Annotated in this window: 10 protein-coding genes; 8 read left to right on the top strand and 2 right to left on the bottom strand. The window is 62.0% G+C overall.

Going from position 1 to position 11,551, the window contains the following annotated elements; genetic code table 11:
* The first annotated feature begins 305 nt into the window (after positions 1 to 305).
* Positions 306 to 1,274, top strand: a complete 969-nt coding sequence (locus QA643_RS13860) for a helix-turn-helix domain-containing protein (RefSeq protein ID WP_283033716.1) — start codon at positions 306 to 308, stop codon at positions 1,272 to 1,274.
* 73 nt (positions 1,275 to 1,347) lie between these two features.
* Here QA643_RS13860 and QA643_RS13855 read toward each other — a convergent pair whose 3' ends face one another.
* Together QA643_RS13855 and QA643_RS13850 are read right to left on the bottom strand one after the other, a co-directional pair.
* Positions 1,348 to 3,564, bottom strand: a complete 2,217-nt coding sequence (locus QA643_RS13855; protein ID WP_283033715.1) for a TonB-dependent receptor — start codon at positions 3,562 to 3,564, stop codon at positions 1,348 to 1,350.
* 376 nt (positions 3,565 to 3,940) lie between these two features.
* Positions 3,941 to 5,314, bottom strand: a complete 1,374-nt coding sequence (locus tag QA643_RS13850; protein WP_283033714.1) for a histidine kinase — start codon at positions 5,312 to 5,314, stop codon at positions 3,941 to 3,943.
* Between the two features lie 195 nt (positions 5,315 to 5,509).
* Here QA643_RS13850 and QA643_RS13845 point away from each other — a divergent pair, with 195 nt between their 5' ends.
* From QA643_RS13845 to QA643_RS13815, 7 genes are all read left to right on the top strand, one after another.
* On the top strand, positions 5,510 to 6,130 hold the full coding sequence (locus QA643_RS13845) for a response regulator transcription factor (protein ID WP_283033713.1): 621 nt from the start codon (positions 5,510 to 5,512) through the stop codon (positions 6,128 to 6,130).
* A 29-nt stretch (positions 6,131 to 6,159) separates the two neighbouring features.
* Positions 6,160 to 7,005, top strand: a complete 846-nt coding sequence (gene fghA, locus QA643_RS13840; protein WP_283033712.1) for an S-formylglutathione hydrolase — start codon at positions 6,160 to 6,162, stop codon at positions 7,003 to 7,005.
* Between the two features lie 104 nt (positions 7,006 to 7,109).
* On the top strand, positions 7,110 to 8,291 hold the full coding sequence (locus QA643_RS13835; protein WP_283033711.1) for an ABC transporter substrate-binding protein: 1,182 nt from the start codon (positions 7,110 to 7,112) through the stop codon (positions 8,289 to 8,291).
* 44 nt (positions 8,292 to 8,335) lie between these two features.
* Positions 8,336 to 9,280: a YVTN family beta-propeller repeat protein gene (locus QA643_RS13830; protein ID WP_283033710.1), complete on the top strand. Its 945-nt coding sequence runs from the start codon at positions 8,336 to 8,338 to the stop codon at positions 9,278 to 9,280.
* Positions 9,277 to 10,098 carry an ABC transporter ATP-binding protein gene (locus QA643_RS13825; protein WP_283033709.1) on the top strand — a complete coding sequence of 274 codons (822 nt, stop codon included), beginning with the start codon at positions 9,277 to 9,279 and terminating at the stop codon, positions 10,096 to 10,098. Before QA643_RS13830 ends, QA643_RS13825 begins: the two co-directional genes overlap by 4 nt.
* Positions 10,095 to 10,943: an ABC transporter permease gene (locus QA643_RS13820; protein ID WP_283033708.1), complete on the top strand. Its 849-nt coding sequence runs from the start codon at positions 10,095 to 10,097 to the stop codon at positions 10,941 to 10,943. The genes QA643_RS13825 and QA643_RS13820 overlap by 4 nt, the downstream gene beginning before the upstream one ends.
* Positions 10,940 to 11,551: a hypothetical protein gene (locus QA643_RS13815; RefSeq protein WP_283033707.1), complete on the top strand. Its 612-nt coding sequence runs from the start codon at positions 10,940 to 10,942 to the stop codon at positions 11,549 to 11,551. The genes QA643_RS13820 and QA643_RS13815 overlap by 4 nt, the downstream gene beginning before the upstream one ends.

Genomic DNA, 11,551 nt, shown 5'->3' with positions numbered 1-11,551 from the left:
ACCGTGTTTGCTCAATAGCGAAAACCAATTGAATTTTTTGATTTGGGTCCCGCGCGGCCTTCCGAAGCCCCCCGCGATGCTGCGAAGCATCAATCCATGGGCATGTTCCCACGCAGTCTCAGCGCTATTCCGCGTCGAGGTTTCCCTTGACGCCGCCAAAACTAAGTTGGAGGATTGTCAAAGGGATATTGGGAAGAATCTGCGCAGCTTCCCGAACGACTGTCAAAATTGGGACCAAATGTCACGACCATCTGACCGACGCCTTGGCGGAGGTTGTAGCCTGTTCTCAAATCGGTGGCTGGGCAATGTCTGATACAGTTCGTTCACTCAGCACTTCCGGATTAGCGCCGAAAAAGCAGATCCAAACTTGGTCAGATGCACTGACGGATCTCTGCGGCCAGTTCGATGTCGATCCGCTCGAAGGTTCCTCGCTCGAAGGCCGGATCAATTACACTACCGTCTCGCAGCTGAAGCTGTGCCAGATCGAGGCAAGCCAGCATCGCATCGCCCACACCATCTCAGGCACGAAGCTGAGCGAACATCCCTACGTCAAGATACTGTTCCAGACCTACGGCATCTCTCATTTCGAACAGGCCGGCCGCCGGATGGATATCATGCCCGGCGACTGCCTCGCCTATGACGTCTCCTGCCCGCATACGATCATCAGTCCATCCCTGACCCGGCATGAGGTCGTGATCGTTCCCAAGGAGCTGCTTCACGAACGCGGCTTCCGCACCGCGAAGATGTTGCCGTGCAAGCTCTCCGCGCGCAACGGCACCGGCCGCATCGCCTACGACTTCGTGCACACCGCGTTCGACGAAGCGAAAAGATTGTCGCCCTACAACGCCATCGGGGTTGCCGATTCGCTGATCGATCTGCTGCTGCTGCCGCTGCGCGAAGCCGACACGATGTTCGACCGCGTCGGCCCCGAAGCGATGTACATTCGCGCGCAGGCATTCATCCGCGAACATCTGCGTGACCCGGAGCTATCCATCGACCAGATCTCGGCGGCGCTCGGCTGCACCAAGCGCTACCTGCATATGCTGTTCAGCGACAAGGGCATGACCGTCAGCGACTACATCTGGCGCGCGCGGCTGTTGCACTGCCGGCAGGAGCTGGAGACGCAGCACGGAAAGACGATTACCGACGTCGCCTTCTCGTGGGGTTTTTCCAGCTCGTCGCATTTCAGCCGCGTATTCCGGAAGCATTTCGGGGTCGTGCCGTCAGCCATTCACAAGGCGCACGCCAACGATTCGCTGCCCGACGCATCCTGAACATAGCGCCCACCCAGCTGTCTGCCCGCACCGCACCTGAGACATCAGCCCGCTCACACCCGAAAACCTGACGCTAGAAGGTCGCCTTCAGCCCCGCGTAGAATGCGCGCGGTCGCGCTGGGCTCACAGAGCGAGGGTCCGCGAAATCCGCACCGCCATTGGCGAAATTGGGCACATTGCCGGTCTCGAAGAACGTCCCATAGGTCGCGTAGCGATTATCGAAGATATTATCGACGCGGCCATAGATCTGATACATCTTGTTGATCTGATACGAGGCGTGCGCGTTGAAGACCGCATACCCAGGCAACCTTGCCGCCTGGTTGGATTCATCGCCGACAAAATACTGGCTGCCGACGAGAAGCGCATCGCCGCCGACCTTGAAGGCGTCTGTAACCGCATAATCGAAGCCAAGCTTGACCCGGTTGCGGGGTATCGCCGGAATTCGGTTGCCGGGCAGGACCTGGATAAGGCCGGTCGCGGGATCGGCGAACGGGCTGTGAGAGTTGAGCTGCAAAGCGTCGAGGAAGCGTGCATCCACGAGGGCATAGCTGGCATAGAGCTGCAGCGTCTTCGACGTCAGATTGACCTGCGCCTCGATGCCCTGACGCCGTGTGCTGCCGACGTTCTGGAAGTAGCCAAAACCCTGCAGCTGGCTCGGGATCGCCAGGATGTCGTCGGCATTGGTGGCGCGGAACGCACCGACTTTCCATCCGAGCGTTCCAACATTCAGCTCCTTGGTGCCGCGGAAGCCTGCCTCGACGGTTCGCGACACGACCTGCTTCAGCGGCGGGTCCGCGATCAGGAAAGCTCCGATGATACAGGGGCGCGCTGGATCGGCGCAGGCGAGTTCCAGCGGGGTTGGCGCGCGATTGGCTTCGGAATAACCGGCATAGGCGGTTAATTCCGGCGTGACCTTGTAGGTGCCGCCGATCATCGGATTGAAGCGGCTGAACGTGTGACTGCCGTTAAGGTCGGTACCGATCAGATCTTGAAGGTTGATGCTCGCATAGTTGAAGCGGCCGCCGGCCGAGATGGAGAACCTGTCCGTCACATCGAAAGTGTCGAGCGCATAGAGGCCGGTGTAGCGGTTGGTGGCACGGAGCGAGACCGGGCCGATCGAGATCGGCAGGCCGGAGGAACCGAGGAATATGCCGCTGCCGCTGACGACGTAGTTTGGCCCGATCGTGCCCAATTCCGCGGTTGCCCCGAAACGGGTGACGCCGGAATCGAAGCTGGTGCCGACCATGAACTGGTTGTTGTGCCCGAACAGCTGGTCGGTATTGGTCGCCCGCAAGGTAGCTCCCGTGGTCGTCGAACGGGTGGTCGTTCGATCGATCTGACCGAGCACCGCCGTGTCCGGGAACGGATTCGCAAGCTGGACGCCGTTGAGACCGTTCGCCGGCGCGCCTAGCGTCGTGCTGTCCTCGTTGAAGCAAAGCAGCGTATCATCGCCGGCACACGGCGCCGTCTCGGTCGGATTTCCGTCCACCGTCTTCTGCTGGTATCTGCGGACGCGCGCCGATCCTTCGATCGTCCAGGTCGGTGAGACCTCGACCTTGCCCGTCAGATTGGCGTAGGCAACGCGGTTGTCATGGGTCTGCGGCGTCGTATAGGTCGCGCCCCAATAATTCTGCAGCAATTCGACCGGGACTGCGGCGGTCGCGCCAAAATTGTTCTTGGCGACACCGAAATTGAGGTGAAACTCACTGCTGTCCGTCCGGTATCCGACGTCTCCATAGAATCGACGAATTTCCGATTGCGAGAAATTGCGATAGCCGTTGTCGCGCACGCCTTCGAGCGCGCCGTAGACCGACCAATTGCGGTACTGCTGACCATACTGCGCCGAACTCTGGATGCGGCCGAACGAGCCGCCCATCGTGTTGATTTCGGCCCCCTTATAGTTGAAACCGTCCTTCATCAGGACGTTGACGGCTCCGCCGAGCGCATTGAGGCCGAATGCCGGGTTATTGGTCACGACCGTCACCGATCTGATCGCGGCCGTCGGGATCAGGTCCCAGTTGACGGTATCGCCAAAAGCTTCGTTGATGCGCGCCCCATTCTGGTAGACTGCCAGCCCCTGCGGCGTGCCGGCCACCGGAGATGCGACAAAGCCGCGAAACTCGATATCCGGCTGGAAGGGGTTACCCGTCGTATCGCTGATGTTGATGCTCGGCACCTGCTGCTGCAGGGCATCCGCGATATTCAGGGAGCCGGTGCGCGCGATCTGCGCGGCGCCGACGGCGTTGATGGCGGCCGGCACCTTGTCGACATCCGTTCCTGAGCCGGCCATCGGCGTTGGCGCGGTTGGATACACATAAACCCTGCGCATATTTCGGGGTGCGGCGCGCGGAGCGCCTCGGCTGCGGGCTGGCTTGGCGCTCGTCGTCGGAGCGACCACCTCGATGGCTGGCAAGACCTCGCTTTCACCGGAAGCGCTTTGCGCCTGAGCAACGTCGTTTCCCGGAACCAGACATAGCGATATTGTCGTCCCGACGACCAGGAACCGAACGCCCATTTGCTTATCCCCACTCCCTTCCGGCCGCACTGATACCCCCGCCGGTTGGTTGCGGGTGATTTTAAGGCGCGCCGATCAGATTGCGCACCATTCAAAACGTCTCGTTCGCCGACAATTCTTTTCCCGACCAGGACCGGGAAAAATTCCCGGATCAGCCGCGCGCGTCGCTGGGAATCACGGCTTCCACGGTGACGCCGCCGTCTCCGGAAGCAATCGTGAGCGAGCCGCCCAGGGCCAGGATCCGCTCGCGCATGCCGGTGAGCCCGAAGCCAAGCTTGTGATCCGGCCGCAATCCGCCGCCATTATCGCTGATACGCACCAGCGCGCCGCTGCGGCTGTCGCGGGCGGGTCCCGGCGATAGCTCGGTCGGCTCGACGGTGACGTTGACGCTGGTCGCGCCGGCGTGGCGAAAGACGTTGGTCAGCGCTTCCTGGATGGTGCGATAGATCGTCAGATCGGCGGTCTCTCCGCTCTCGCCGAGCGATGGTGAAATCGACGTTTCGATAGCGACATCTGGATGCGACTCGCCCCACAGGCGTAGCAGTGCTCCGAGCGCATCGCGGAGCCCGAGTTCGGTCAGCCCCACCGGCCGCAGCTTTTCAAGGACCCGCCGGTTGGTTTGTTGCAGGGCATTCACCTGCTCCAGAATGGCACCGCCATGCTTTCGCGTGGCTTCCGCATTCGGCTCTCCCGCGTCCGCCGTCCGCGTCAGTGCGCTGGCATGTGCCCGCAAGGCAAACAGATGCGGCCCAAACTCGTCATGCAGTTCGCGCGCAATCTCCTTGCGTTCGACGTCTTGCAACGAGACGACACGCTCGGCCAGACGTCTCTTGTCGTCAACCGCGTTGCCCAGCGTCGCCGCAAGATGATTCAGCTTGTCGCAGATGGCCGCAAGTTCAGGCGGTCCATCCGGCCTTACGCGCGTGTCGTACGCCCCCGCCTCGATCTTCGTCATCGCGTCGGAAAGCGTCGTGATCGGCGCCAGCGCCCGGCCAACGACCCTGCTGGTGATGAGAAAAAGCACGATTGTTATCACCGAGCCGATCTGGAGCTGGGAGACAATGCCATCCCAGATCTCGCTCATCTCGTCATTCGGATGAGAGGTGATCAGCAGCGCGCCCGGCTTTCCCTTGACCGAAATTGGCACAGTGACGGTCGTCTTTTCGGGATGAACAAGCGCGACGAACCACGCCGGAGGCGAGCGGGCATCCTCGGCACTGCCCGAACGTTCGCTGTTTCCGGATACCTCCGTCGCATCGCCCTGCCGCGTGATGCTCACGTGACGAAGCCGGTTGAGGTCGCGAACGATTTGGGTCAAACGTGCATCGGGGTCCGGCGCCTCGTCCAGCCCTGCAACGATGGTTTCGACGAATTCGCGCGCTAGCCGCGTGACGCTTTGATCCTCGGCCTGAACACGCGGCCCCGCTTCGAGAACAAGCCGCGCAATGTTGATGCCAAGACCCAGCGTGAGGACGAGCGCAAGCAGCAGGTTGATCCGGGCGCGTAAAGAAAATCGTTGCCACATGGCTGATGTCCACGAGTACGGTGCCTACGGTTCCGCCGAAGGAAGCGTTGACAGATAGAAGGAGGCGGCTATCTAATCGAACCGTACAGCAACATTGCGCGGGTTACACAATCCGCCGATGGATGAGCTTCGCGGCGGCGGTGATCTGATGCGGTGCAGCAAGTGAATTGACGCAGCTATCGGGAGCCTCGGCCAATGCGCGTTCTGATCGTCGATGATCATCGCATCGTTGCTTCGGGCTGCCGTGCCCTGTTTGCGGATGATCCCGGCATCGACATATTGGAAGCCGCCGACGCAGAGAGCGGCGAGCGCGTGTTCAGTGAACAGCGCCCGGACATCTCTGTTCTCGACATCAACCTGCCGACGGTATCCGGGTTTGAACTAGCAAGGCGCATCCTCGGACACGATACGTCCGCGCGCATCATCATGTTCAGCATGAATGACGACCCGGTATTCGCCAAGCGCGCCATCGAAGTCGGCGCCAAGGGGTACGTCTCGAAGACCGGAGATCCGCAAGACCTCGTCGAAGCCATTCGCGAGGTCGGAAACGGCGGCGTTTATCTCCCGCCCGCGATGGCGCGGAGTATCGCTTTCGCCGGCGCCTCGTTCGCGCAGAGCCCGCTTTCAAAGCTGACCTCACGTGAGATGGAGATATTACGGCTGCTCAGCGCAGGCAAAAGCCTCTCTGAGATCGCCTGGCTGATCCACTCCTCCTACAAGACGGTCGCCAACACGTCCTCGATCATGCGCCAGAAACTCGGCGTACGAACCTCTGCCGAACTGGTGCGGCTGGCCATCACGAACGGCGTCGGTTAACGACAGCACAGCGCTAAAGTGGCAAAGGCATGACAATTCAAACCGTTTCGACCAACAAGGCCCATGGCGGCATTCAAGGTGTCTACCGGCACGCCAGCCGCGAGACGCAGACCGACATGACCTTTTCGGTCTATGTCCCCCCGCACAATGCAGGCGCCAAGCTGCCCGTGGTCTACTATCTCTCCGGCCTGACTTGCACCCACGCCAACGTGACGGAGAAAGGTGAATTCCGCAGCGCCTGCGCCGAGCTCGGGCTGATCTTCGTTGCGCCCGACACCAGCCCGCGCGGCGAAGGCGTGCCCGGCGATCCCGCCAATGCCTATGATTTCGGACTTGGTGCAGGCTTCTACGTCGATGCGACGCGCGAGCCGTTTGCCCGCAATTATCGCATGTGGAGCTATGTCACGGATGAATTGCCAAAACTGATCGGCGAACATTTTCCCGTCGATCCCGCCAGGCAGTCCATTCTTGGCCACTCCATGGGCGGTCACGGCGCACTGACCGTCGCGCTGCGCCATCCCGGCCGTTATCGCGCGGCCAGCGCATTTGCGCCGATCGTTGCGCCCTCGCAGGTGCCGTGGGGCATCAAGGCGCTCGGCGGTTATCTCGGCAGCGATCGTCAAGCATGGCGCAAGCACGATGCCGTCGCCCTGATTGAGGACGGTGCCAGGTTGCCCGGCCTACTCGTCGACTACGGCGATGCCGATCAGTTTCTCACCGAACAGCTCCGCCCCGAACTGCTGCAGGCTGCCTGCGAGAAAGCGAGCATCCCCCTCACCCTGCGGCGACAGCCCGGCTATGACCACAGCTACTACTTCATCTCCACCTTCATGGCTGACCATCTGCGTTGGCACGCCGAGCGCCTGAAGGGCTGAAACGCCGCAATAGAATTGAGTTGCAAGCCAAGACAATTCGGTCATGGTTCAAGCCACAAGGTCCTCCATCCCGTGAAATCGAGAGGACCTGTCAGGGAGAAACCATGATCCGATGGGCGGTCGCTGTGACCTTCTTGAGCATCGCAGCCACCCCTGTGCGCGCGGCCGACCCGATCGAGATCGGCATCGGCTATCTCGGCAATGCCGGCGTCATGCCGAAATTGTCGCTGGTCGAGCTGCCGGCCGAGAATGACGGGGTTGCCGGTGCCCGCCTCGCCATCGAGGACAACAACACCACAGGCAAGTTCCTCAATCAGAAATTCAAGCTGGAGGAAGTCCGGCTCAAGGACAATGAGGATGTTGCGAAGGCGGCGACAGCGCTTGCCGAGCGAAACAGTTTCATCATCTCCGATCTTGCGGCGGACGATCTCTTGAAGGCCGCCGACGCGTTGCGCGATCGCGGAACGCTGCTGCTCAATGCCGGTGCGATCGATGATCGGCTCCGCGAGCAGGACTGTCGCGCCAACGTCATCCACGTCGCGCCGACGCGCTCGATGCTCGCGGATGCGCTCGCGCAATATCTGGTGTGGAAGCAGTGGAAGCGCTGGCTGTTCGTTGTCGGCTCCCATGACCAGGACAAGCTCTACGCCGACGCCTTGCGCCGCGCGGCGACGCGCTTCGGCGCCAAGATCGTTCAGGAACGAATCTTCGAGGACACCGGCGGCGCGCGGCGCACCGACAGCGGCGTCACCCTGATCCAGCGCCAGATGCCGGTATTCACCCAGCAGGCGCCGGCCTACGACGTCCTCGTTGCGGCCGACGAAAGCGAGGTGTTCGCCTCCTACCTGCCCTACCGCACCTGGGACCCGCGCCCGGTCGCCGGCTCGGCGGGACTGGTTCCGACCAGCTGGCACGCGGCGCAGGATCAATGGGGCGCGGTCCAGATCCAGAACCGGTTTGTGAAGTTGAACTCGCGGCAGATGACCGCATTGGACATGCAGGCCTGGACGGCCACGCGCATGATCGGCGAAGCGGCGTCGCGCACCAGGTCGGGCGATCCGAAGGCGGTGGCGGGCTTCCTCAAGGGGCCCGACTTTTCGATCGCTGCGTTCAAGGGCCGGCGGTTGACGCTGCGCGACTGGAACCTGCAGCTTCGTCAGCCGATCCTGCTGGTCGACGGACGCATGGTGGTGTCGGTTTCACCGCAGGAGGGATTTTTGCACCAGGTATCGGAACTCGATACGCTTGGCGTCGACCGTCCCGAAACCAAGTGCAAGCTGCGCTGAGGGAGGAGAGATTGCAGATGTGGCGATGTTGCCTCGTTTCCGGAATGGCCGTCTGGCTTGCGACTGCGGTCCCAGCGTCGGCCTTCATCGCCTATGTCTCGAATGAAAAAGGCAACACCGTATCCGTGATCGATACGAACAGCTGGACCGTCACCAAGACCATCAAGGTCGGGCAGCGGCCGCGCGGCATCGAGTTCACCAGGGACGGCAAGTTCGTGTTCGTCGCCGTCGGCGACGACGACAGTATCCAGGTCATCGACGTCGCCAAGCAGGAAATCGTCGATACCCTGCCCTCCGGCCCCGACCCCGAGCTGTTCGCGCTCGATGCCGAGGGCAAGATCCTCTATGTCGCCAACGAGAACGACAACACGGTGACCATCATCGACGTCGAGAAACGCGCCCGGCTCGGCGAAATTCAGGTCGGTGTCGAGCCGGAGGGCATGGCCATCAGCCCGGACGGCAAGACCCTGATCAATACGTCCGAAACCACCAACATGGCGCATTTCATCGACACCACGACGCGCCAGATCGTCGCCAACGTGCTGGTCGATGCGCGCCCGCGTTTCGCCGAGTTCAAGCGCGACAATTCCGAAGTTTGGATATCGTCGGAGATCGGCGGCACCGTTTCAGTGATCGATCCGGCCAAGCGGGAGGTGACGAAGAAGATCACCTTCGAGATTCCCGGCCTCAGAAGCGAGGCCATCCAGCCGGTCGGCATCGGCATGACCAAGGATGGCAAGACTGCGTTCATCGCCCTCGGCCCGGCCAACCGCATCGCGGTCGTCGATGCCACCACCCACAAGGTCTCCAAATATCTCTTGGTGGGTCAACGGGTCTGGCACATGGCGTTCACGCCGGATGAGAAATATCTGCTGGTCACCAATGGCGTTTCGAACGACGTTTCGGTGATCGACGTCGCCGCGCAAAAGGTCATCAAGACGATCCAGGTCGGCGAGCTGCCCTGGGGAGTCACGATTGCACAACCATGACGGCCACTGACGCATCTTCCGCCGGTCAAGACACGCGGGACATCCCTTCCCGGCGTGAAGCCGCGGAGATGGCTGCGCTGTCGATCGACGGCATCAGCCATTCCTATGGCACGCGGCGCGCCCTGATCGACGTCGGCTTTTCCGTGGCGCCGGCAAGCTTCACCGCCTTGCTCGGCCTGAACGGTGCCGGCAAGAGCACGCTGTTCTCGCTTGTCACGCGGCTGTTCGGCATCCAGCACGGACATATCGGAATTTTCGGCCACGACATCGCGCGTTCTCCCGGCGAAGCCTTGCGGCTGCTCGGCGTGGTGTTTCAACCGCGCACGCTCGATCTCGACCTCTCGGTGACGCAGAACCTGCTCTACCACGCCGCACTGCACGGCATCGGCCGGCGCGAGGCCCGCGCGCGAAGCCACGAGGTGTTGGCCCGCATCGGCCTTTCCGACCGCGCCGCCAGCAAGGTGCGCGATCTCTCCGGCGGCCAGATGCGACGGTTGGAAATTGCACGAGCCCTGCTGCACCGGCCGCGCCTGCTGCTGCTTGACGAGGCAACCGTCGGCCTCGACGTCAAGGCGCGCGCCGACATCCTCACCCATGTCCGTCGGCTCGTTGCCGAACAGGGCATCGGTGTGCTGTGGGCGACACATCTGTTCGACGAGATCGACGCGAGCGACGATCTCGTCGTGCTGCATCAAGGCCGGATATTGGCGCAAGGGAAAGTGGCGCGCGTCATTGCCGATGCCGGCGGCAGCGACATCAACACGGCCTTCATGCGGCTGACCGGCGCTGCCGGACAGAACGGAGGCCAGACATCATGACCTCCGAAACCATCACGCCTGCCAGGACCGGCTTCTCGCCCGCCGAATACTTCACCTGCCTGAGCGGCATCGTGTGGCGCGAAGCGCTCCGTTTCCTGCATCAGCGCGAGCGCTTCATCTCGGCGCTGGTGCGGCCGCTGGTATGGCTGTTCATCTTCGCTGCCGGCTTCCGCCAGGTGCTCGGCCTCTCCATCATCCCGCCTTATGAGACCTACATACTGTATGAGGTCTATATCGCGCCCGGCCTGATGGCGATGATCCAGCTCTTCAACGGCATGCAGTCTTCGCTGTCGATGGTCTACGACCGCGAGATGGGCAACATGCGAACCTTGCTGGTGAGCCCGCTGCCGCGCTGGTTCCTGCTCTCCTGCAAGCTGCTGGCGGGAACCGCCGTCTCGCTGCTTCAGGTCTACGCTTTCCTGCTGATTGCCTGGTTCTGGGATATTGCGCCGCCGCCATCAGGCTATCTCACGGTGCTGCCGGCGCTGGTGTTGTCGGGCCTGATGCTCGGCGCGCTCGGAATGCTGATCTCGTCCGGCATCAAGCAACTGGAAAACTTCGCGGGCGTGATGAACTTTGTCATCTTCCCGATGTTCTTTGCCTCGTCGGCGCTCTATCCGCTGTGGCGCGTTCTCGAGAGCAGCCCGCTGCTCTACTATGTCTGCCTGTTCAATCCGTTCACCCATGCCGTGGAGTTGATACGCTTTGCGCTGTACGGACAGATCAACTGGATCGCGCTCGCGGTCGTCGGTGGCTGCACGATCGCCTTCATGGTCGGCGCCATCCTCGCATATGATCCATCGCGCGGCCTGATCCGCCGCGGGCCGGCCGGAGGCGAGACATGAGATATCGGACCGCGATCGCGTTCTGGCTAGCCATTATGGCAACGGGCACAACGGCCCGCGCTGCCGACCCGCGCTATCCGGACTGGCCGTGCACCCAGGCCAAGGTGCCCGAGATTTCGCTTGCCGCGGTGTGGGCCGGTCCGCCGCTCGACGACGTTGCCGGCAAGTGGAAGGACGATGCCAAGGTCAGCGCGCTGGTCGCGAAACTCGCCGCAAGGCGGACCCCACTCGAGGAAGCGCAAAAGGCGATCAGGGAATATCTGAACGGGGCATCCGACAAGACGACAAGCGGAAAGCTGCTGTTTGCCGGCCTGTTCGAGACGCTCAACGCCCAGCGCTCCCAGGTCATGAACGGGCTAGAGCGCGTTACCCGCAAGCAGCGCGAGGCGGCGGACAAGATTCGCACGGACACGCTTGCACTGCAGGCGTTGCAGGGCGAAGAACAGCGCGACCAGGCCAAGATCGACGAACTCGGCAATCAACTCATTTGGCAGACGCGCATCTTCGAGGACCGGCGCGGTGTCATCAAATTCGTCTGCGAGGTGCCGACCGCGATCGACCAGCGCCTGTTCGCCCTCGGCCGAACGATCCAGCAGGAAATAGAATAG

The sequence above is a fragment of the Bradyrhizobium sp. CB3481 genome (assembly GCF_029714305.1).
Taxonomy (GTDB): domain Bacteria; phylum Pseudomonadota; class Alphaproteobacteria; order Rhizobiales; family Xanthobacteraceae; genus Bradyrhizobium.
Note: the sequence above shows the minus strand (reverse complement) of the source record. Positions and strands in the feature narration are given on the sequence as shown.

Coding starts and splice junctions, on each gene's coding strand:
- QA643_RS13825 (WP_283033709.1), top strand. CDS start 9,277: ATGACGGCCACTGACGCATCTTCCGCCGGTCAAGACACGCGGGACATC.
- QA643_RS13830 (WP_283033710.1), top strand. CDS start 8,336: ATGGCCGTCTGGCTTGCGACTGCGGTCCCAGCGTCGGCCTTCATCGCC.
- QA643_RS13850 (WP_283033714.1), bottom strand. CDS start 5,314: ATGTGGCAACGATTTTCTTTACGCGCCCGGATCAACCTGCTGCTTGCG.
- QA643_RS13855 (WP_283033715.1), bottom strand. CDS start 3,564: ATGGCCGGCTCAGGAACGGATGTCGACAAGGTGCCGGCCGCCATCAAC.
- QA643_RS13820 (WP_283033708.1), top strand. CDS start 10,095: ATGACCTCCGAAACCATCACGCCTGCCAGGACCGGCTTCTCGCCCGCC.
- fghA (WP_283033712.1), top strand. CDS start 6,160: ATGACAATTCAAACCGTTTCGACCAACAAGGCCCATGGCGGCATTCAA.
- QA643_RS13815 (WP_283033707.1), top strand. CDS start 10,940: ATGAGATATCGGACCGCGATCGCGTTCTGGCTAGCCATTATGGCAACG.
- QA643_RS13860 (WP_283033716.1), top strand. CDS start 306: ATGTCTGATACAGTTCGTTCACTCAGCACTTCCGGATTAGCGCCGAAA.
- QA643_RS13845 (WP_283033713.1), top strand. CDS start 5,510: ATGCGCGTTCTGATCGTCGATGATCATCGCATCGTTGCTTCGGGCTGC.
- QA643_RS13835 (WP_283033711.1), top strand. CDS start 7,110: ATGATCCGATGGGCGGTCGCTGTGACCTTCTTGAGCATCGCAGCCACC.